Source organism: Rhodoferax sp. U11-2br, assembly GCF_018619435.1.
Taxonomy (GTDB): domain Bacteria; phylum Pseudomonadota; class Gammaproteobacteria; order Burkholderiales; family Burkholderiaceae_C; genus Rhodoferax.
In genome coordinates this window covers 165,662-185,974 of record NZ_JAHFZF010000004.1, presented here as the reverse complement: position 1 = coordinate 185,974, position 20,313 = coordinate 165,662, and the positions used below count along the sequence as shown (strand labels likewise).

General features: G+C 59.6%; 20 protein-coding genes. 19 read left to right on the top strand and 1 reads right to left on the bottom strand.

Annotated elements, in window-relative coordinates; genetic code table 11:
- Positions 1–19: 19 nt before the first annotated feature.
- From KKO72_RS04485 to KKO72_RS04410, 16 genes are all read left to right on the top strand, one after another.
- Entirely contained in the window at positions 20–724 is a 705-nt protein-coding gene (locus KKO72_RS04485) for a succinate dehydrogenase iron-sulfur subunit (RefSeq protein ID WP_078364037.1), read from the top strand.
- Positions 725–737: 13 nt separating this feature from the next.
- The gene (locus KKO72_RS04480; protein WP_214935841.1) at positions 738–1,058 is read left to right on the top strand and encodes a succinate dehydrogenase assembly factor 2; all 321 of its coding nucleotides are present in this window, start codon (positions 738–740) and stop codon (positions 1,056–1,058) included.
- Positions 1,045–2,355 carry a citrate synthase gene (locus tag KKO72_RS04475; RefSeq protein WP_214935838.1) on the top strand — a complete coding sequence of 437 codons (1,311 nt, stop codon included), beginning with the start codon at positions 1,045–1,047 and terminating at the stop codon, positions 2,353–2,355. The genes KKO72_RS04480 and KKO72_RS04475 overlap by 14 nt, the downstream gene beginning before the upstream one ends.
- A gap of 382 nt (positions 2,356–2,737) precedes the next feature.
- On the top strand, positions 2,738–3,652 hold the full coding sequence (locus tag KKO72_RS04470) for a LysR family transcriptional regulator (RefSeq protein ID WP_214935836.1): 915 nt from the start codon (positions 2,738–2,740) through the stop codon (positions 3,650–3,652).
- A gap of 13 nt (positions 3,653–3,665) precedes the next feature.
- Positions 3,666–5,123 carry a 3-isopropylmalate dehydratase large subunit gene (gene leuC / locus KKO72_RS04465; protein ID WP_214935834.1) on the top strand — a complete coding sequence of 486 codons (1,458 nt, stop codon included), beginning with the start codon at positions 3,666–3,668 and terminating at the stop codon, positions 5,121–5,123.
- A gap of 22 nt (positions 5,124–5,145) precedes the next feature.
- Complete coding sequence (locus KKO72_RS04460) at positions 5,146–5,274, top strand: entericidin A/B family lipoprotein (protein ID WP_214935832.1); 129 nt, start codon at positions 5,146–5,148, stop codon at positions 5,272–5,274.
- Positions 5,271–5,921: a 3-isopropylmalate dehydratase small subunit gene (gene leuD, locus KKO72_RS04455; protein ID WP_214935830.1), complete on the top strand. Its 651-nt coding sequence runs from the start codon at positions 5,271–5,273 to the stop codon at positions 5,919–5,921. The genes KKO72_RS04460 and leuD overlap by 4 nt, the downstream gene beginning before the upstream one ends.
- Positions 5,922–6,095: 174 nt before the next feature.
- Positions 6,096–7,163, top strand: a complete 1,068-nt coding sequence (leuB, locus tag KKO72_RS04450) for a 3-isopropylmalate dehydrogenase (protein ID WP_214935828.1) — start codon at positions 6,096–6,098, stop codon at positions 7,161–7,163.
- A gap of 231 nt (positions 7,164–7,394) precedes the next feature.
- A complete protein-coding gene (gene asd, locus KKO72_RS04445) occupies positions 7,395–8,552 on the top strand; it encodes an aspartate-semialdehyde dehydrogenase (RefSeq protein WP_214935895.1) in 1,158 nt (385 codons plus the stop codon).
- A 277-nt stretch (positions 8,553–8,829) separates the two neighbouring features.
- Positions 8,830–11,415, top strand: a complete 2,586-nt coding sequence (locus KKO72_RS04440; protein ID WP_371736815.1) for a FimV/HubP family polar landmark protein — start codon at positions 8,830–8,832, stop codon at positions 11,413–11,415.
- 43 nt (positions 11,416–11,458) lie between these two features.
- Positions 11,459–12,250 (top strand): tRNA pseudouridine(38-40) synthase TruA, encoded by a 792-nt coding sequence (truA, locus tag KKO72_RS04435; protein WP_214935826.1) that lies wholly within the window; start codon positions 11,459–11,461, stop codon positions 12,248–12,250.
- Positions 12,250–12,972, top strand: coding sequence for a phosphoribosylanthranilate isomerase (locus tag KKO72_RS04430; protein WP_214935824.1), 723 nt, complete (start codon positions 12,250–12,252; stop codon positions 12,970–12,972). The genes truA and KKO72_RS04430 overlap by 1 nt, the downstream gene beginning before the upstream one ends.
- A 54-nt stretch (positions 12,973–13,026) precedes the next feature.
- Positions 13,027–14,352: a tryptophan synthase subunit beta gene (gene trpB / locus KKO72_RS04425; RefSeq protein WP_251140440.1), complete on the top strand. Its 1,326-nt coding sequence runs from the start codon at positions 13,027–13,029 to the stop codon at positions 14,350–14,352.
- Positions 14,349–15,170, top strand: coding sequence for a tryptophan synthase subunit alpha (gene trpA / locus KKO72_RS04420; RefSeq protein WP_214935821.1), 822 nt, complete (start codon positions 14,349–14,351; stop codon positions 15,168–15,170). The genes trpB and trpA overlap by 4 nt, the downstream gene beginning before the upstream one ends.
- A 75-nt stretch (positions 15,171–15,245) precedes the next feature.
- Positions 15,246–16,118, top strand: coding sequence for an acetyl-CoA carboxylase, carboxyltransferase subunit beta (gene accD / locus KKO72_RS04415; RefSeq protein ID WP_214935819.1), 873 nt, complete (start codon positions 15,246–15,248; stop codon positions 16,116–16,118).
- Between the two features lie 26 nt (positions 16,119–16,144).
- Positions 16,145–16,501 (top strand): TfoX/Sxy family protein, encoded by a 357-nt coding sequence (locus tag KKO72_RS04410; RefSeq protein WP_214935817.1) that lies wholly within the window; start codon positions 16,145–16,147, stop codon positions 16,499–16,501.
- Here the strand turns inward: KKO72_RS04410 and KKO72_RS04405 are convergent.
- Positions 16,487–17,053: a YggT family protein gene (locus tag KKO72_RS04405; RefSeq protein ID WP_214935815.1), complete on the bottom strand. Its 567-nt coding sequence runs from the start codon at positions 17,051–17,053 to the stop codon at positions 16,487–16,489. The two genes, KKO72_RS04410 and KKO72_RS04405, sit on opposite strands and share 15 nt — an antisense overlap.
- A 137-nt stretch (positions 17,054–17,190) precedes the next feature.
- On the opposite strand from KKO72_RS04405, the gene lysS reads away from it, so the two are divergent.
- The 3 genes from lysS (at position 17,191) to KKO72_RS04390 (ending at position 20,305) form a co-directional block, all read left to right on the top strand.
- Entirely contained in the window at positions 17,191–18,753 is a 1,563-nt protein-coding gene (gene lysS, locus KKO72_RS04400; protein WP_214935813.1) for a lysine--tRNA ligase, read from the top strand.
- 43 nt (positions 18,754–18,796) lie between these two features.
- A complete protein-coding gene (locus KKO72_RS04395) occupies positions 18,797–19,354 on the top strand; it encodes a YgjP-like metallopeptidase domain-containing protein (RefSeq protein ID WP_214935811.1) in 558 nt (185 codons plus the stop codon).
- 528 nt (positions 19,355–19,882) lie between these two features.
- Positions 19,883–20,305: a hypothetical protein gene (locus KKO72_RS04390; protein WP_214935809.1), complete on the top strand. Its 423-nt coding sequence runs from the start codon at positions 19,883–19,885 to the stop codon at positions 20,303–20,305.
- The last annotated feature ends 8 nt before the right edge of the window (positions 20,306–20,313 follow it).

Below are 20,313 nucleotides of genomic sequence, written 5' to 3'. Positions count from 1 at the left end.
CCGAACAAGAAAGCACATCATGGCAAAACGCACTTTCAACATCTACCGCTACAACCCGGACACCGACGCCAAGCCCTACATGCAGACCATCGAGGTGGAGCTTGACGGCTCTGAACGCATGCTGCTTGACGCGCTGGTCAAACTCAAGGAGATTGACCCCACGCTGTCTTACCGTCGTTCCTGTCGTGAAGGCATTTGCGGCTCCGATGCGATGAATATCAACGGCAAGAACGGTTTGGCCTGTCTGATCAACCTGCGCACCCTGCCCGACACCATCACCCTCAAGCCGCTGCCAGGCCTGCCGGTGATCCGTGACCTGATCGTGGACATGACCCTGTTTTTCCAGCAGTACCACTCGATCAAGCCCTACTTGATCAATGACACCCGTCCGCCAGAAAAAGAACGCCTGCAAAGCCCGGAAGAGCGTGAAGTGCTCAATGGCTTGTACGAATGTATTTTGTGTGCCAGCTGCTCCACCAGCTGCCCAGTGTATTGGTGGAATCCGGACAAGTTTGTGGGTCCGGCCGGTTTGTTGCAAGCCTACCGCTTTATTGCCGACAGCCGTGATGAAGCCACCAGCGAGCGACTCGACAACTTGGAAGACCCCTACCGCTTGTTCCGCTGTACCACAATCATGAACTGCGTTGACGTCTGTCCCAAGGGCTTGAACCCCACCGCTGCCATTGGCAAGATCAAAGAGTTGATGGTGCGCCGCATCATCTGACCTGGTTGACCCTATGGAGCAACCTGCGGCAGCCTTGCCGGACGATCTCGTCGATGAAAGAATGCTGAGCAAGCTAAAGTGGCGCAGTCGCCGTGGCTTGCTGGAAAACGATATTTTTGTAGATCGGTTTTTCAAGCGGTTTGAGTCTGTACTGACTGTCAAGCACGCGCAAGGTCTGATGGCTTTAATGGAGATCAGCGACAACGATCTGCTGGATCTGCACCTGGGACGCAAAACCCTGGCGCAAGTCCAGGCGGATCTGGAACGTGACGATGTTTCTGAAGTGTTGAATATGTTGAGAGAAAACCCGAAAGGTCAAAATGAAGCTAGCTGAAAACAAAGCCACCCTGTCGTTTTCCAACGGCAGCCCCAGCGTTGATTTGCCTGTGTACCAAGGCAGCGTAGGCCCGGACGTCATCGACATTCGCAAACTCTACGGCCAGACCGGCATGTTCACCTATGACCCGGGTTTCCTGTCCACCGCCTCTTGCCAGTCAGCCATCACCTACATTGATGGTGACAAAGGGGAGTTGCTGTACCGCGGTTACCCGATTGAACAGCTCGCCACCCAGTGCGACTACCTGGATACCTGTTACCTGCTGCTCAAAGGCGAGTTGCCCAAACAAGCAGAACGCAGTGGTTTCCACAAGCTGGTCCTCAGCCACACCATGGTCAATGAGCAGATGCAGTTTTTCCTGCGCGGTTTCCGCCGTGATGCCCACCCGATGGCGGTGTTGACCGGGCTGATTGGTGCCCTGTCCGCGTTCTACCATGACAGCACGGACATCAACAACCCCGAGCACCGCGATGTGGCCGCGATCCGTCTGATCGCCAAAATGCCCACCCTGGTGGCGATGGCCTACAAATACGGCAGGGGCGAACCCTATATGTACCCGCGCAACGAACTCAGCTACGCGGGTAACTTCCTGCGCATGATGTTCGGCACACCGTGTGAAGACTACAAGGTCAACCCGGTGATCGAACGGGCCATGGACCGGATCTTTATCCTGCACGCTGACCACGAGCAAAACGCATCCACCTCGACCGTGCGCTTGTGCGGCTCATCGGGCACCAACCCGTTTGCGGCCATCGCGGCCGGTGTCGCCTGCCTTTGGGGTCCGGCGCATGGTGGCGCCAACGAAGCCTGCCTGAACATGCTCGAAGACATCCAGCGCCAAGGCGGCGTGGCCAAAGTCGGCCAGTTCATGGAGCAGGTCAAGGACAAGAACTCCGGCGTCAAGCTGATGGGTTTTGGTCACCGCGTCTACAAGAACTACGACCCACGTGCCAAGCTGATGCAGGAAACCTGCAACGAAGTGCTGGCCGAGCTGGGTCTGGAAAACGACCCTCTGTTCAAGCTGGCCAAGGAGCTCGAGAAGATCGCATTGGAAGACGACTATTTCGTGCAACGCAAGCTGTACCCAAATGTGGACTTCTACTCCGGCATCGTGCAACGCGCCATCGGCATTCCAGTAAACCTGTTCACCGGTATTTTTGCGCTGGCACGCACCGTGGGCTGGATCGCTCAGCTCAACGAAATGATTGGTGATCCCGAGTACAAAATTGGCCGCCCACGCCAACTGTTCACAGGTTACGTCACTCGCGACGTCAAGCCAGTCTCAGAACGCTGAAACCTGCTATCCAAGAACCCCGCCGCCTGCCAAGGCCGCGGGGTTTTTTTATGCACAAGGCAATCGCACTCTAGCCCAGGTTGTGATTGAGGAATCAGCTATCAGAAGCATAGTATTTTTGCGTCCAGAAAAACATTTGCAGGTTTATGCATGGCTCCATGCTGTCGCTGCCCGGCATGGCCACCACCCCGTTTAGCCCATCTGAAGTCATAGGCAGTGTGGCGCTGGATGCCAAGCGCCTCGTCATCGCAAGCTGTTATGTGATGTGATGCAGGACTGAGGCATTCCCGGCGCCGACATATTCCATCGCCAAATACGATGCCTTCTTTCACAACACATGGGAAAATACAAAAAGACGTCGCTCAGTACGATGCCTGAATATATGCCCACCACCGACCGCACCCTCACCCACCGCATGGATCTGACCTCGCTGCAGATGTTTGTGGCCGTCTGTGAAACCGGCAGCATTGGCAAAGCGGCCGAGCGGGAGTTCATTGCACCATCGGCGCTGAGCAAACGCCTGAGTGACTTGGAATCGAGCTTGGGCAGCCAGCTGCTGCAACGCCATTCACGTGGTGCGCACCCCACCCCGGCCGGACAAAGCCTGTTGCACCATGCGCGCAGCGTGTTTTTCAGCCTGGACCGCATGCAGACCGAGCTCTCCGAATATGCCGATGGCGCGCGCGGCCAAGTCCGTGTGCATGCAAGCATTTCGGCCACCGTGCAGTTTTTGCCCGAAGACTTGGGCGCCTTCATCCGCGCCCACAAGGGCATCAAGATCGACCTGGAAGAACACCTTAGCGCCGAAGTCATCCGCGCGGTGCAAGAGGGCGCGGCCGACTTCGGGGTCTGCAACACCGCCGACGGTGTGGGCGAATTGCAAACCCTGCCTTACCGACAGGACCAGTTGGTGCTCATCGTGCCGCGCACCCACGCGATCGCACGCCAGGCTTCGGTCGCGTTTGCGGACACCCTGGCGCTGGACCACGTGGGCCTGCATTCCAACAGCTCCATTTATGTGGCCATGCGCCAAGCTGCTGCCGCGCTGGGGCTCAGTATCAAGCTGCGGATTCAGGTTGCGGGCCTGGATGCCATGTGCCGGATGATCCATAACGGGCTGGGCGTCGGCGTCATGCCCCTGCGTGCGTTCACCTTGATGTACGGCGCCGACAATCTGGCCGCCGTTGCCCTGACAGACAGCTGGGCCCAGCGCCGCATTGAGCTGGTGGCACGTGACTTCTCGACCCTGCCGCGCACGGCGCGTTTACTGGTTGACCACCTAAAATTGAACCCTTAAGGAAGACCCCTCCATGGCCACTGTTGCACGCACGCTCTACGACAAACTTTGGGACGACCATGTCGTCCATACCGAAGACGATGGCACCGCCATCCTCTACATTGATCGCCACATCGTCCACGAAGTCACCAGCCCACAGGCTTTTGAAGGCCTGCGTGAGACGGGTCGCAAAGTCTGGCGGGTGAGCTCCATTGTGGCGACCGCAGACCACAACACGCCCACCACCGGCTGGGAGCATGGCTACGATGGCATTGCCGACCCCACCAGCAAGGAACAGGTGCTCACGCTCGACCAAAACATCAAAGAGTTTGGTGCAGCGGCGTATTTCCCATTTCTCTCCAGGCGCCAAGGCATTTGCCACGTCATTGCGCCTGAAAATGGCGCCGCTCTGCCCGGCATGACGCTGGTGTGTGGCGACTCACACACCTCGACCATGGGTGCGATGGGCGCATTGGCCCATGGCATCGGCACCAGCGAGGTCGAGCACGTCATGGCCACCCAAACGCTGCTGGCCAAGAAGGCCAAGAACATGCTGATCAAGGTCGAGGGCAAGGTCGCCCCCGGCATCACCGGCAAGGACATTGTGCTGGCCATCATCGGCAAAATCGGCACCGCAGGCGGGACCGGCTACACCATCGAATTCGGCGGCTCTGCCATTCGTGCGCTCAGCATGGAAGGCCGCATGACGGTGTGCAACATGGCCATTGAAGCGGGCGCCCGCGCCGGCTTGGTGGCCGTAGACGAAAAAACCATCGACTACGTCAAAGGCCGCCCACTGGCCCCTGGCGCCAATGCCGCATCGCCCGAGGCTGCAGCGCTGGAATGGGACCAAGCTGTGGCCTTCTGGAAGACCTTGCACTCGGATGCAGATGCCAAATTCGACACCGTGGTTGAACTCGACGCCACCCAAATCGTGCCGCAAGTGACCTGGGGCACCTCGCCCGAAATGGTCTTGGGTATCGACGCGCGTGTGCCGGATCCCGATCAGGAAAAAGACAGCAACAAGCGTGGCGCCATTGAGCGGGCACTCACCTACATGGGTCTGGAGCCTGGCAAACCCCTGAACGACTTGTTTGTCGACAAGGTGTTCATCGGCTCCTGCACCAACAGCCGCATTGAAGACATGCGCGAGGCCGCCCAGGTGGTGAAAAAGCTGGGCCAGAAGGTGGCCAAGAACATCAAGCTGGCCATGGTTGTGCCCGGCTCCGGTCTGGTCAAAGAACAAGCCGAGCGCGAAGGCCTGCATGAGATTTTCAAGGCAGCTGGTTTTGAGTGGCGTGAACCCGGCTGCTCGATGTGCCTGGCCATGAATGCCGACCGACTGGAACCGGGTGAGCGCTGCGCTTCCACCAGCAACCGCAACTTTGAAGGCCGCCAAGGCGCCGGTGGGCGCACCCACCTGGTCAGCCCAGCCATGGCCGCGGCGGCAGCGATCCACGGCCACTTTGTTGACATCCGCAAGTTCTCCTGAGCTTTTTCATAAGGAACCCACAGTGAAAACCACCCTCTCCCTTGTGTGTGCCGCTGCCCTGCTGTTGCTGTCTGCCTGCAACACCGTCAAAGGTGTCGGTCAGGATCTGCAAAAAGCAGGTGAAAAAATTGAAAGCGCTGCCAAGAAATGAAAAACTTCACCATCCACCAAGGGCTGGTTGCACCGATGGACCGCGAAAACGTGGACACCGACGCGATCATCCCCAAACAGTTCCTCAAATCCATCCGCAAGACCGGCTTCGGCCAGAACTTGTTTGACGAATGGCGCTACCTGGATGCCGGTTTCCCGGGGCAAGACCCGGCCAGCCGCCGCCCCAACCCCGACTTTGTGCTTAACCAGCCACGCTTCCAAGGTGCCTCGATCCTGCTGGCACGCAAGAATTTTGGTTGTGGCTCTTCGCGTGAACATGCCCCCTGGGCGCTGGACCAGTTTGGTTTTCGCGCCATCATTGCCCCCAGTTATGCCGACATCTTCTTCAACAACAGCTTCAAAAATGGCTTGCTGCCCATCGTGTTGAGCGAGGCCCAAGTCAGCCAGCTGTTTGACGAGGTTGCAGCCTTCCCCGGCTACACGCTGACGGTAGATCTGGAACGCCAGGTGGTCATCAAGCCCAATGGTGACGAACTGCCGTTTGACGTCCAGGCGTTTCGCAAATACTGCCTGCTCAACGGCTTGGACGACATCGGCCTGACACTGCGCCATGCCGACAAGATCAAAACCTTTGAGGCCACTCGTTTAGCACAAAAACCCTGGTTAGCCCAGACCATGATTGGCTAAGTAGCTATTATTTTTATTGTTTCATCGTCTTGCAAAGTCGCACCACCAAATGTGCATGCCCTTGCCGCGAAAAAATGCTGCCACTTTGCCGCCTGCTGCCCTTTTGTCGACCACCCTTGCTTGCACCCGGTGAGCAAGGCGCGGACTCCAACCCTTTAGAAAGTCATCAACATCATGAAAATTGCAGTTTTGCCAGGTGATGGCATTGGTCCGGAAATTGTGGTGGAAGCCGTCAAGGTGTTACACGCACTTGACCTGAGCTTTGAGCTTGAAACTGCCCCCGTCGGTGGTGCTGCCTACGCAGCGCTGGGCCACCCGCTGCCGGCATCCACCCTGCAACTGGCCAAGGACGCCGACGCCATCCTTTTTGGCGCCGTGGGCGACTGGAAATACGACAGCCTGGAGCGCCACCTGCGCCCCGAGCAGGCCATTCTGGGCCTGCGCAAGAATCTGGGCCTGTTCGCCAACTTCCGCCCGGCCATTTGCTACCCGGAACTGGTGGGCGCCTCCAGCCTGAAGCCCGAACTGGTGGCCGGGCTTGACATCCTGATCATCCGCGAACTCACCGGCGACATCTATTTTGGCCAGCCACGCGGTCGGCGCATCGCCACCGACGGCAACTTCCCCGAGGCCGAAGAAGCCTTTGACACCATGCGTTACAGCCGCCCGGAGATCGAGCGCATCGCCCATGTGGCGTTCCAGGCGGCGCGCAAACGCAGCAAACGGGTCACCAGCATCGACAAAGCCAATGTGCTGGAAACCTTCCAGTTCTGGAAAGAGGTGGTTTCGGAAGTCGGCCAACAATACCCGGATGTGGCGCTGGACCACATGTATGTGGACAACGCTGCCATGCAACTGGTCAAGGCCCCAAAGAAGTTCGACGTGATCGTCACCGGCAACATGTTTGGCGACATCCTCTCCGACGAAGCCTCCATGCTCACCGGCTCGATTGGCATGCTGCCCTCGGCCAGCCTGAATGCCAGCAACCAGGGACTGTACGAACCCAGCCACGGCAGTGCGCCGGATATCGCGGGTCAAGGCATTGCCAACCCGCTGGCCACCATCCTGAGTGCCGCCATGATGCTGCGCTTCAGCCTGAACCAGGAAGAAGCCGCGCTTCGCATTGAAAATGCGGTGAAGTCCGTGCTGGCCCAGGGCCTGCGCACCCCCGACATCTACAGTGAAGGCACCACCCGCGTCTCCACCATCGAGATGGGCAACGCAGTGGTCAAAGCGCTGTAGCCCTTGCAATTACAATCGTGCCATGCAACACATTCGCATCCTGCCTTCTGATGGCGCCGCTGGCGCTACAGAAGCTGTTTTTGCCGGTGTTGCACTGGCAGGGTCCGCTGTGACCAAAACGACAACCATTACTGGCTGACTCAGCCTGGTTCGTCGCGCCCCTTCCGGCCAGACGAGCCGGGCAGATGAAATCCGTGTATTTCGACAATCTGAAAGGGCATTCTCATGAAAATCGGTAATCTGGTCGGCCTGGTGGGCTGGCGTGGCATGGTGGGCTCGGTCCTGATCGACCGCATGCAGGCTGAAGGCGACTTCGCGCTGATTGAACCCGTGTTTTTTTCCACCTCCAATGCGGGTGGCCAAGCACCGGCCCTGGCCAAGAACGAAACCACGCTGCAGGACGCGTACAACATCGACGCCCTGAAGCGCTGCGACATCATCATCAGTGCCCAAGGTGGCGACTACACCACCGCCGTGTTCCCGAAACTGCGCGCTGCGGGCTGGGCCGGTCACTGGATTGACGCCGCCTCCACCTTGCGCATGGAAAAAGACGCCGTGATCATCCTGGACCCGGTCAACATGCCGGTGATCCAAACGGCACTGAGCCAAGGTGGCAAGAACTGGGTCGGCGGCAACTGCACCGTGAGCTGCATGTTGATGGGTGTCGGCGCCCTCTACAAGGCCGGTCTGGTGGAGTGGATGAGCACACAGACCTACCAAGCCGCCAGCGGTGGTGGCGCGCAACACATGCGTGAGTTGTTGACCCAGTACGGCACCCTCAATGCCGAGGTCAAGGCCCTGCTGGACGACCCCAAGAGTGCCATTCTGGAAATTGACCGTTTGGTCATCGCCAAACAGCGCAGCCTGAGTGCGTCTGAAACCGCCAACTTTGGCGTGCCACTGGGCGGTTCACTGATCCCCTGGATCGACAAGGACCTGGGCATCGGCAAGAACCATGATGAAGCCGGTTGGGGCCAATCCAAGGAAGAGTGGAAAGGCATGGCCGAGACCAACAAGATCTTGGGTCAGGGCGAAGGTTTTGGCTCCACCGCGATTCCGGTGGACGGGTTCTGTGTGCGTGTGGGCGCCATGCGTTGCCACAGCCAGGCCTTGACCTTCAAGCTCAAGAAGAACGTGCCCAGCGCTGACATCGAAGCGATGATCGCCGCCGACAACCCCTGGGTCAAAGTGGTGCCCAACACCCGCGAAGCCACCATCAAAGACTTGACGCCTGTGGCCGTCACCGGCACCATGACCATCCCCGTGGGCCGTATCCGCAAACTGGCCATGGGGCCGGAGTATGTGGGCGCCTTCACAGTGGGCGACCAGTTGTTGTGGGGAGCGGCCGAACCGCTGCGTCGTATGCTGCGGATTTTGTTGCAAGCCTGATTTCAGACTGCACCGGTTTTTAGCGGCCTGACACGCGCCCAAGTGCGCGTGTCAGGCCGTTGCCACTCTACAACATAGAATTGCTCTCCCGGCGGTCTTAATGCGCAGACCTTCTGCTAAGAAGCTGACTTAACTTGTCAGGCTAACATATTGATGTTATGGTGCTTTTTTTGTTTCAAGTCCTTGGGCGTGCAGCCCTGAACAGACCACCTTCGGCTGGCTGTAAACCGGAGAGCACAAATTGATTGCGAAGTCTCACCCCTGTCAACTTACCGCTTTGGCAATCGCTGTGCTGATGGGTTTATGGAGCACACAGGCCGCGGCGTTGTCGCTGGGGCGCATCACCGTGCAATCTGCACTGGGCGAGCCACTGCGCGCTGAAATTGATGTGCTGGACATCAACCCCGAAGAAGCCGCTAGCCTGGTCACCAAAGTAGCACCTGCCGAGGCTTTTCTCGCGGCAGGCTTGGAATACAACCCAACACTGAACAGTCTGCGCGCCACCCTTCAACGCCGCCCAGATGGGCGTGCCTACCTGCGCCTGATCAGCGAACGCGCCATCGGTGAACCGTTTGTCGACATGATCCTGGAAACCAGCTGGAACTCGGGTCGCATTGTGCGCGACTACACCATGCTGTTTGACCCGCCAGCCCTGCGCAAACAGGCCGCTGGTTCACCGGTGGGCGCACAACTGCCTGCACCGGCGCCAGAACGTATTTCTCCCGCCACCCGAGCCGCCGCAGCTGCGGCTGTAGCCTCACCCACAGTGTCCCGACCAAGCGCAACGCCGAGCCAGCCCACCGCACCCAAAGCGGCGGCCGCAGCCGCCAAACCTGTTGCCATGGAGCCAGCTCCTGCGGCGCCAGCAGTGCAAAAGGCCACCTCTGCCGAAGCCAGCGTCAAGGTCAAGCCAGGCGATACCGCCAGCGCCATTGCGGCCGCCCACAAAAGCGCCAATGTCTCGCTGGACCAGATGCTGGTGGCCCTGTTGCGCGCCAACCCGGATGCTTTCATCCAGGACAACGTCAACCGCATCAAAGCGGGCGCGATTGTGACCCTCCCGAGCCAGGAACAGGCCACGGCCACCGGCCGCGCCGAGGCAACTCAAATCATCAGTGCCCAAAGCCAGGATTTCAACGATTTCCGCCGCAAACTGGCCAGCAATGTGCCTGGCGCCAAACTGTCACCCGCCAGCCGGGACGTCAGTGGCAAGATTGAGGCCACCGTCGACGACAAAAAACCAGCCGCTGCCACCCCCGACAAACTGACCTTGTCCAAAGGCAGTGTGCAAGCCAAATCCGGCGAAGAGGCCCTGGCCAAGGAACGCAATGCCGAAGCCGCGGCACAACGCTCGGCCGAGTTGGCCAAAAACATCCAGGAGCTGGACCAGTTGGCCAAAGCCTCCAGTGCGCCTGCCAGCGCGGCAGCCTCCACGCCAGAACCGGTGGCCAGTGCCCCCGAAGCCGTGCCAGCCCCGCAAGCCGAGGTAAAAGCCTCAGAGCCCGCATCGACTCCGGCAGTCACCCCGCCCAAACAACCGGCGCCACCTCCGGTACAGCCAGAACCCGCGCCCGAAACCAGTTTCTTCGACGACCTGCTGGAGAACCCAATGCTGCTGCCCGGTGCGGGTGCACTGGTGGCCTTGTTGGCAGGCTTGGGGCTTTACAAGCGGCGCCAGCGCAAACAAGCAGAACAACTCGACAGCACCTTTGCCAACAGCGACTTGGCTTTTTCAGGCGGCAGTGGGGGTCAGAATGTGGACACCGGTGACAGCCTGACCACCGGCTCGTCGATGGTTTACTCACCCAGCCAGCTCGACGCTGTGGACGATGTGGACCCGGTGGCCGAGGCCGATGTGTACCTGGCTTATGGCCGCGACCTGCAGGCCGAAGAGATCTTGAAGGACGCCCTGCGCACCCAGCCACAGCGTGTGGCGATCCACCAGAAGCTGCTGGACATCTACGCCAAACGCCGTGACCTCAAGGCGTTTGAAGCGATTGCGGCCCTCGCCTTCAACCTGACCGACGGCACCGGCCCCGAATGGGAACAGATTTGCGAGAAGGGTCTGGCCATCGACCCGGACAACGCGCTCTACCTGCCGGGCGGCCAACCCCTGCCCTCGCAGCTGCCCGACTTTCAACCGTCTGCACCCGCCACCGTCACGATGGGCAGCCCAATCGCGGCGGCCAAGGCACAGGATGACGCACCGCCCCCGCCCATCGCCACCGGGCCGAGCGACCTCGATCTGGACCTGGACTTCTCCCTGGACGAGCCAGCCGATCTGCCCGGCCCAGCGGTCCCCGAGCCGACCGAGCCGCCACCCCACAGCGACGCCATTCCCACGGCGTTTTCCGGCTTGAGCGCGTTTGAAGAAACACCCTTGCCCACGCTGCCCGAGGAGCCACCGGCTGTTGACGAACCTGCAGCAGAGGAACCCTCTTTTGAAGAGCCCGCTTTTGAAGCCCCGCAGGAAGAGCCAAGCGGCCCGTCCACTGTGCGTGACCCGCTGGCTGACGACCTGGACTTCTCTCTGGACACCCCCGAGCTGCAACTGGACTTGCCACCCACGGCCGACGAAGCCGCAGCATCCACTGCTGCAAACGACGCCACCACCCAGGCCAACAACGAGCTGATGTCCTTTGACCTGGGCTCGCTGTCACTGGACCTGGGAGAGGACAAGGTCACCGTGCCCGGCGAGTTTGTCGACGAAACCATGGACCCGCTGGAGACCAAACTGGCCCTGGCCGACGAGTTCCGTGCCATTGGGGACGACGACGGCGCCCGCGCCCTGATCGAAGAGGTGATTGCCGAAGCCGCTGGTGATTTGCGGTCCAAAGCCCAAAGCGCCCTGGCCAAGCTGTGAGTTCGGTCGGTTTTCCGGCCCAGAATATCAAGGGGGTGATCTGATGCGGCTGGCGCTGGGCATCAGCTATAACGGGCTGGCCTACCAGGGCTGGCAAAGCCAGTCTTCCGGCCAGACGGTACAGGACAAGCTCGAAAAGGCTTTGAGCGAATTCACCGGCCAGCGGGTGTCAACCCTGTGCGCGGGCCGCACCGATGCCGGTGTCCATGGCCTGATGCAGGTGATCCATTTCGACACACCGGCACAACGGCCCGAAGCCAACTGGGTGCGCGGCCCCAATGCCTTGTTGCCGCACGACATCGCGGTGCAATGGGCCAAAGAGGTTCCGCCAGAATTCCATTGCCGCGCCAGCGCGAGTTCACGGCGTTACGCCTATGTGGTGCTGGACTCACCGGTGCGCCCCAGCATCGACCAGGGCCGCGTCGGCTGGGTTTACCGCCCTTTGAACCTGGAGCGTATGCAGCAAGCCGCGCAACACCTGTTGGGTGAACACGACTTCAGCTCGTTTCGCGCCAGCGCCTGCCAGGCCTTGTCACCGGTCAAAACCCTGATGCGTATAGACATCAGCCGCCGTGGTGCCTATTGGCGTTTTGAGTTTGAGGCCAATGCCTTTTTGCACCACATGATCCGCAACCTGATGGGCTGTTTGATTTTGATCGGCGATGGTCGCAAGGAGCCCGACTGGATCTTGGAGGTGCTGGCCGCGCGGGACCGCGACGCCGCCGCCCCCACGTTTTCCCCCTATGGCCTGTATTTTGTGGGCCCGCGTTACGAGGCGCGCTGGGGTCTGCCAGAACACCCCACCCTGTTAGACGGCCTGCCAGGAGCACTTTGATGATCACCACGTCACCTTCAGCTCAGCTTGTCTCCCCCGCCAGCCGCACCCGCATCAAGATGTGTGGTTTCACGCGGGAGCGGGATGTGGACGCGGCCGTGGCAGCGGGTGCGGACGCGGTCGGTTTTGTGCTGTATGCCAAAAGCCCGCGTTATGTGCCGCTGGAGCGTGCTGCCGAGCTGGCGCGTCGCCTGCCGCCTTTTGTCACGCCGGTGCTGCTGTTTGTCAACGAAGATACCTCAAAAATCAGAGCAGCTTGTTCAGCAGTGGCGGGGGCTATCGCCCAGTTTCATGGCGATGAGTCGCCGCAGGTCTGCCAAGATGCCTGTGGCCCCGAGCAACGTCCCTACCTGCGTGCAGCCCGTATTCCGCTGGGTGAAGCCGGGCGTGGCTTTGATCTTCTAAAATTCGCCCAAGATTATTCACAGGCTCAAGCCATTTTGCTGGACGCGCACATTGACGGGTTCGGCGGTGGCGGGCAAACATTCACTTGGTCACTGCTTCCTCCAAACGTCGACGCTCACCTCGTCTTGAGTGGTGGGCTGACCGCTGCCAACGTGATCGATGGCATCAGAGAACTGCGCCCGCGTTGTAAATCGCTGGCGGTGGATGTCAGCTCGGGCATTGAGGTGCCCGGGCACAAAGGCATCAAGGATGCAGAGCGCATGTCCGAGTTTGTGACTGCGGTTCGCCAAGCTGACCAGTTTCTGTGTAACAAATAAGCCTCCAGCCCTTATAGATCAAGGGCTGATGGCTATCAAATCTATACCATCATCATGTCTGACTACCAACAACCCGACGCCCGGGGCCACTTTGGCATTTATGGCGGCAGCTTCATCTCCGAGACCCTGACCCACGCGGTCAACGAGCTCAAAGACGCCTACGCGAAGTACCAGTTCGACCCGGCCTTTATCGCTGAATTTGAGTCCGAGTTGGCGCACTTTGTGGGACGCCCTTCCCCCATCTACCACGCCGCGCGCATGAGCCGTGAGGTCGGTGGCGCCCAGATCTTCCTCAAGCGCGAAGACCTCAACCACACCGGCGCGCACAAGATCAACAACACCATCGGCCAGGCGATGCTGGCCAAACGCATGGGCAAACCGCGCGTGATTGCTGAGACCGGTGCTGGCCAACATGGCGTGGCCACCGCCACCATCTGCGCGCGTTACGGACTGGAATGTGTGGTTTACATGGGCAGCGAAGACGTCAAACGCCAAAGCCCCAATGTCTACCGCATGAAGCTGCTCGGTGCCACTGTGGTGCCGGTCGAGTCGGGTAGCAAAACGCTCAAAGACGCCTTGAATGAAGCCATGCGCGACTGGGTCGCCAATGTGGACAACACCTTCTACATCATCGGCACCGTGGCCGGGCCACACCCGTATCCGATGATGGTGCGCGATTTCCAGAGTGTGATTGGCCAGGAATGCCTGGTGCAGATGCCCGAGATGTTGCAAGCCGCTGGTTGCAGCAGCGCCCAGCCCGATGTGGTGGTGGCCTGCGTTGGCGGTGGGTCGAATGCCATGGGCATCTTCTACCCCTACATCGAGTTTGAAGGCACCCGCCTGATCGGTGTAGAAGCGGCTGGTGCGGGCATGGACAGTGGCAAACACTCTGCATCCATTCAGCGCGGCAGCCCAGGTGTGTTGCACGGCAACCGCACCTATGTGCTGCAGGACGATAACGGCCAGGTGACCGAGACCCACAGCATCAGCGCCGGGCTGGACTACCCTGGCGTCGGCCCCGAACACGCGTTCTTGAACGACATCGGTCGCGCCAAATATGTCGGCATCACCGACACCGAGGCGCTGGACGCCTTCCACTACCTGTGCCGCACCGAGGGCATCATCCCCGCGCTCGAATCCAGCCACGCGGTGGCTTACGCGATGAAACTGGCCAAAACCATGCGAGCGGACCAATCGATTCTGGTCAACCTCTCTGGCCGTGGTGACAAGGACATCGGCACCGTGGCCGACCTGTCGGGCGCCGACTTCTTCTGCCGCCCCAGCTGCCAAGGTCAATCGGTCAAGGGCAATACGTCCAATGTGCCGGTAGCCCTTGTTGGTAAAGGACAGACAGCTACAGATTCAGGAGTTTCGCAATGAGCCGCATCGCCGCCACCTTCAGCCAACTCCAAGCACAAGGCCGCAAGGCGCTGATTCCGTTTGTCACCGCCGGTTTCCCCTATGCCGATGTCACCCCCGAACTCATGCATGCCATGGTCGCAGGCGGTGCTGACGTGATTGAACTCGGTGTGCCGTTTTCCGACCCCAGCGCCGACGGCCCAGTGATCCAGAAGGCCGGTGACAAAGCCCTGGCTTTTGGCATTGGCCTGGCCCAGGTGCTCGACATGGTGCGGGTCTTCCGCTCTCAAAATCAGACCACGCCAGTGGTGTTGATGGGTTACGCCAACCCGGTGGAGCGTTACAACCAAAAACACGCCAGCGGCGCCAACTACAGCGCTTTTGTGCAGGACGCATCTGCCGCCGGGGTGGACGGTATGCTGATCGTCGACTACCCGCCTGAAGAGTGTGAAGAATTCGCGGCCGAACTCAAAGCGCACGAGATGGACCTGATCTTCCTGCTGGCGCCCACCAGCACAGATGAACGCATGGCCCAGGTGGCGCGCATCGCCAGCGGTTATGTCTACTACGTGTCGCTCAAAGGCGTGACCGGCTCGGGCACGCTCGATACCGATGCGGTTGAAGCCATGTTGCCGCGTATCCGCCAGTTTGTGAACGTGCCCGTCGGTGTGGGTTTTGGCATCCGCGATGCGGCCACCGCGCAAGCGATCGGCAAGGTGGCCGACGCGGTGGTGATTGGCAGCAAGATCATCCAACTGATCGACAATCAGCCGCGTGATCAGGTGGCCAGCACCGCGCAAAACTTCCTGCGTGGTGTTCGCAACGCGTTGGATTCATAATCCGCCCTTGACACTTTTACCGGACCGGTGAGCGCCCTGCGGCGCGCCGGGTCCCTGATCCAGAAGGAAAAAAGCATGAGTTGGCTTGAAAAACTGCTTCCCCCCAAAATCCAGCAAACCGATCCCAAAGACCGGCGTGCCGTGCCCGAGGGCCTGTGGATCAAATGCCCGGCCTGTGAAACCGTGCTCTACAAGACCGATCTGGAGCAAAACCAGAACGTCTGCCCGACCTGCAGCCACCACCACCGCATTGGCGCACGCGCCCGGCTCAACTTCTTCCTGGACAACGAAGGCCGTTACGAGATTGGCCAGGAAGTCTTGCCCGTGGACGCCCTCAAGTTCAAGGACAGCCGCAAATACCCCGAGCGCCTGAAAGAAGCGCTGGAAAACACCGGCGAAACCGATGCGCTGGTGGTCATGGGTGGCAGCGTTCTGGGCATTGGCCTGGTGGCAGCGTGTTTTGAATTTGAATTCATGGGCGGCAGCATGGGCAGCGTGGTGGGTGAGCGTTTTGCCCGCGGTGTGCAAGCCGCCATCGACCAGAAGGTGCCGTTTGTGTGTTTCACCGCCACTGGTGGTGCGCGCATGCAAGAGGGTTTGCTTTCGCTGATGCAGATGGCCAAGACCAACGCGTCGCTGACCCATCTGGCCAAAAAAGGCCTACCCTACATCAGTGTGTTGACCGACCCGACCATGGGTGGGGTGAGCGCCGGGTTTGCCTTCCTTGGCGACGTGGTGATGGCCGAACCCAAGGCGCTGATCGGTTTTGCCGGTCCGCGCGTGATCGAGTCGACGGTGCGCGTGAAGCTGCCCGAAGGTTTCCAGCGCGCCGAGTTCCTGCAAACCAAGGGCGCGGTGGACCTGATCTGTGACCGCCGCGAGCTGCGCGCCACCATTGCCAACACGCTGGCCATGCTGACCCGCCAAAGCGCCGACGCGGTCGGTTAAACCAGCCCTCTTTCACCCCGGCAAACATGGCCTCAGACGCATCCTTCGCGGACTACGTCTGTGACCAGGTCAGCGGCGCCGGGCCGGTGTCCTCTCGCAAGATGTTTGGTGAATACGCCATCTACTGCTGTGGCAAGGTGGTGGCGCTGGTGTGTGACAACCAGCTGTTTGTCAAACCCACCGAGGCCGGGTGGGTGTGGATTGGCAACCCGGTGGAGGCTCACCCCTTTCCCGGTGCCAAACCCTGGTTTCTCATTGAGGATGCGTTGGACGACCGCCCCTGGATCACCCAGCTGATCCGGCTGACCGAGTTGGAGACACCGGCCCCCAAACCCCAAGCTGCAAAAAAAGCCAAGGGCAGCGCCCCGTCAAAACGCCAGTAAAGCCGCTGCCTGCAGGTTACCCAGCACAATGGCCAAAATCTGCAAAATCACCAGCAGCGCCAGCGGCGACAAATCCACCCCACCAATCAGCGGCAAAACGCGCCGGATTGGCACCAGCAAGGGGCTCACCAAGCGCTCCAGCACATCGGCGATCACTGAATTGGTCTGCACCCAGGACAAGACCGCATACACAATCACCGCGCCGGTCATCGCCGACACCGTCATCCGCAGCAAACCAAACAGCGCCAGGATCGGCACCGCAAACAAACCACCGGCCGCACCCGCCAGCAGCCACAACAGGCCAAATTCAGCCAACTGCAGCAGGAAAGCCGCCACCAGGCTGGCGGTGTCGAGTGCACCCACCGACGGAATCACCTTGCGCAGCGGCAGCACGATCCAGTCGGTCAGTGCAAACACAAAACGTCCGAGCGGGTTGCCCGAGCGCGTCGACATCGGAATCCGCAGGTACTGCATGTACAGACGCAGCAGGCAGGCGCCGCTGAGCAAACCAACAACAACCTCAAGCAGCAGGGTAAAAATTTGGTACAGCATGGTGTCAAAACAAAGCAAGTCAGGTGCGCTGCATCATAGCGACAGCGCGGCACTTTAAAATACGCAGCTTTGCCTTGTCTCCAACCCGCGTGCGGGCTTTTGCCCACCTGGCCGCCACCCACTCTTGATTGACGCACATGTCTGAACCCATCACCGCCGCCCCCAGCCCAGCCCCCCAGGACGAGAACCAGCTCATGGCCGAGCGGCGCGACAAGCTCAAGGCACTGCGCCAGGCGCAGGCTGAAGGCAAAGGCGTGGCTTTCCCGAACGATTTCAAACCGGCCAACCACGCCGCCGACCTGTTTGCCACACACGCCGAGCAAACGCCTGAAGCGCTGGTCGAGCAAGCCACCACCGCCAAGATCGCGGGCCGCATGATGCTCAAGCGGGTCATGGGCAAGGCCAGTTTTGCCACCTTGCAAGACAGCACCGGGCGCATCCAGGTCTACATCAAGCGTGACGATGTCGGTGAAGAGATTTACGCCGCCTTTAAACACTGGGACCTGGGCGACATCGTGGCCGCTGAAGGCCTCGTGTTCAAGACCAAAACCGGCGAGTTGTCGATCCATGCCACTCAAATCCGCCTGCTGACCAAAAGCCTGCGCCCGATGCCCGACAAGTTCCACGGCATGGCCGACCAAGAGGTCAAGTACCGCCAGCGTTATGTCGACCTGATGACCGACGAAGACACGCGCAAGCGTTTTGTGGCGCGCAGCAAGGCCGTGAGCGGCATCCGTGAGTTCATGGTGGCACACGACTTTCTGGAAGTCGAAACCCCGATGCTGCACCCGATCCCCGGCGGTGCCAACGCCAAACCCTTCACCACCCACCACAACGCGCTGGACCAGCAGATGTTTTTGCGCATTGCGCCCGAGCTCTACCTCAAGCGCCTGATCGTGGGTGGTTTTGATCGCGTGTTCGAGATCAACCGCAGCTTCCGCAACGAAGGCATCAGCGTGCGCCACAACCCCGAGTTCACCATGATGGAGTTCTACGCGGCGTACTGGGACTACCAGGACCTGATGACTTTCACCGAAGCGCTGATCCGCGACGCCGCCCAACGCGCCCTGGGCACGCTGCAACTGAGCTACGCCGGCAAACCCGTGGACCTGGAACAGCCGTTTGAGCGCCTGACCATTCATGAAGCCATCTGCAAATACACCGAAGCCGGGCAGATGCTCGCCGACGGCTCGGGCCTGAAAGTCGATAGCGCCCACTGGCTGCGCTCGGTGTTGCCCAAACTCGGCATCACCGAGGCCAAACACCACATCTCGACCCGCAGCCTGCCGAGCTTGCAGGTGCTGTATTTCGAGGAAACCGTGGAAGAAAAGCTCTGGCAGCCGACCTTCATCATGGAGCACCCGACCGAAATCAGCCCGCTGGCCCGCGCCAACGACAGCCGCCCCGAAGTAACCGAGCGGTTTGAGCTCTACATCACCGGGCGCGAGTTCGGCAACGGCTTTTCCGAATTGAACGACGCCGAAGAACAGGCCGCCCGCTTCCAGGCCCAGGTGGCTGCCAAAGACAGTGGCGACGACGAAGCCATGTATTACGACCACGACTTCATCCGCGCCCTGGAATACGGCATGCCACCCACCGGCGGCTGCGGTGTGGGCTTAGACCGGCTGATGATGTTGCTGACCGACAGCAGCAGCATCCGCGACGTGATCCTGTTCCCGGCCCTGCGCCGAGAAGTTTAAGAAAAATTGGCTTCTAGCCCTTATAAATCAAGGGCTGATAGCTATGCCTACGATAGTGAACCCAGGTAGCGCACGGCCCCTGCGCTACCTGCAGGGTTACCCGCTGGAGACGCTCGCGCAGGTCGAGCAACTGCTGCAACAAGACCGCGTGGCCGACTGGCTGCTCAAAAAATACCCGCAAGGCCACACGGTGCGCACCGACAAGGCACTGTTTGACTATGTGCAGGCGCTCAAATCCGAGCACCTGCGTGGCGCCGAGCCGCTGGCCAAAGTGGCGTTTGACGCCAAGTTACAGGTGGTGCAACACGCGCTGGGCACCCACACCACCATCAGCCGGGTGCAAGGCAACAAACTCAAAGCCAAACGCGAAATCCGCGTGGCCAGCCTGTTCAAACAAGCGCCCGAAGAGTTCCTGAAAATGATCAGCGTGCACGAACTGGCTCACCTCAAGGAGCGCCAGCACGACAAGGCGTTTTACCAACTCTGCAATTACATGGAGCCGCGGTACCACCAGCTCGAGTTTGAAGTGCGGGTGTATTTGACACATCTGGAGGTGTCGGGGGCGAGGTTGTGGGGTGCGGTGGGGATGGAATCAGCCTGATAGATCGCAGTGCCAACGGCTGCGAGTGACAGGGGATGGGTTGGCGTGGCGGCCTCATACTGTCAAAGGCCCAGAAATTGGCCACCGCCCCAACCCATCCCCTGTTTGCGAGCGACCTTTAAACGCGAACTAGGAGACAAAATTCGGGTGCCAAATTGATGGTTAAACGGCAGGTACGCAGCGCAAGCAGACATTCAACTCGAAAGTCCAGTGAGCGCATTAAGCGGGCTTTTGGCGCCGTTGCTTCCGTGCCAATGGATGAAAAAACCAAGCCCAATGTAGGTAGGCCCTTTCAGTTTGGGGGCTATAGTGCAGATAAGAAATGCGCTCACGGAGCTGCTCAAGCAGTCGAACAGAGCGCAAAACGGGAGTGGCGACTTTGTCAGAAGCAATGTGCCTGTGCATAAAAACAGTATATTGCTGTAAGTCTATGAAAAAAAGAGGTTTTTTGAAGAAAAATGAAACACGTTATCTGACTGGCTACCTCGTTATCCGGCAAATCTGCGGGATACATCAAAGTTAGACATCATGGGTGATCCAGGCTTCATTGTTTTCCTTGCATTGATTGGCTTACTACCAGCAATCGCAATACCGACACAGTTGGTTAGGATGGCGCAGGCCATCCTGAAGGTATCGCCAATTTATTCCGTCCAGAGAAGGCTGGCAGCAATAAGCCAGTTCCTTTTATTAACGCTGTTTTTGTTCGGCAGCGTATGGTTTGCTTGGGTGTTTTATCAAGAAATGGAAACTCAGTTGAAGTGTCGGGGTGCTGGGTGTGCTCAGGGCGGCATGGGAATGTTTGTTGCGGTCTTCATCGTAGCCATTTTTGAAAAGGGACTCCGCGCCATTTCTACTGCGCTATGGCCAGTAGAAGTTTCACCGAATATCCCCTCTCTTGGCTTCTTCGCAGTATTCCGCGAGACCCCGAAAAGAATTGATATTTCAGAATGAGCAATTTC

Excerpts from the sequence above, each read along its gene's own strand:
- truA (WP_214935826.1), top strand. The coding sequence starts at position 11,459 with ATGCGGCTGGCGCTGGGCATCAGCTATAACGGGCTGGCCTACCAGGGC.
- leuB (WP_214935828.1), top strand. The coding sequence starts at position 6,096 with ATGAAAATTGCAGTTTTGCCAGGTGATGGCATTGGTCCGGAAATTGTG.
- KKO72_RS04485 (WP_078364037.1), top strand. The coding sequence starts at position 20 with ATGGCAAAACGCACTTTCAACATCTACCGCTACAACCCGGACACCGAC.
- KKO72_RS04395 (WP_214935811.1), top strand. The coding sequence starts at position 18,797 with ATGCCTACGATAGTGAACCCAGGTAGCGCACGGCCCCTGCGCTACCTG.
- KKO72_RS04470 (WP_214935836.1), top strand. The coding sequence starts at position 2,738 with ATGCCCACCACCGACCGCACCCTCACCCACCGCATGGATCTGACCTCG.
- KKO72_RS04480 (WP_214935841.1), top strand. The coding sequence starts at position 738 with ATGGAGCAACCTGCGGCAGCCTTGCCGGACGATCTCGTCGATGAAAGA.
- KKO72_RS04390 (WP_214935809.1), top strand. The coding sequence starts at position 19,883 with ATGGGTGATCCAGGCTTCATTGTTTTCCTTGCATTGATTGGCTTACTA.
- lysS (WP_214935813.1), top strand. The coding sequence starts at position 17,191 with ATGTCTGAACCCATCACCGCCGCCCCCAGCCCAGCCCCCCAGGACGAG.
- KKO72_RS04410 (WP_214935817.1), top strand. The coding sequence starts at position 16,145 with ATGGCCTCAGACGCATCCTTCGCGGACTACGTCTGTGACCAGGTCAGC.
- KKO72_RS04405 (WP_214935815.1), bottom strand. The coding sequence starts at position 17,053 with ATGCTGTACCAAATTTTTACCCTGCTGCTTGAGGTTGTTGTTGGTTTG.
- KKO72_RS04475 (WP_214935838.1), top strand. The coding sequence starts at position 1,045 with ATGAAGCTAGCTGAAAACAAAGCCACCCTGTCGTTTTCCAACGGCAGC.
- trpA (WP_214935821.1), top strand. The coding sequence starts at position 14,349 with ATGAGCCGCATCGCCGCCACCTTCAGCCAACTCCAAGCACAAGGCCGC.
- leuD (WP_214935830.1), top strand. The coding sequence starts at position 5,271 with ATGAAAAACTTCACCATCCACCAAGGGCTGGTTGCACCGATGGACCGC.
- trpB (WP_251140440.1), top strand. The coding sequence starts at position 13,027 with ATGTCTGACTACCAACAACCCGACGCCCGGGGCCACTTTGGCATTTAT.
- KKO72_RS04430 (WP_214935824.1), top strand. The coding sequence starts at position 12,250 with ATGATCACCACGTCACCTTCAGCTCAGCTTGTCTCCCCCGCCAGCCGC.
- leuC (WP_214935834.1), top strand. The coding sequence starts at position 3,666 with ATGGCCACTGTTGCACGCACGCTCTACGACAAACTTTGGGACGACCAT.
- accD (WP_214935819.1), top strand. The coding sequence starts at position 15,246 with ATGAGTTGGCTTGAAAAACTGCTTCCCCCCAAAATCCAGCAAACCGAT.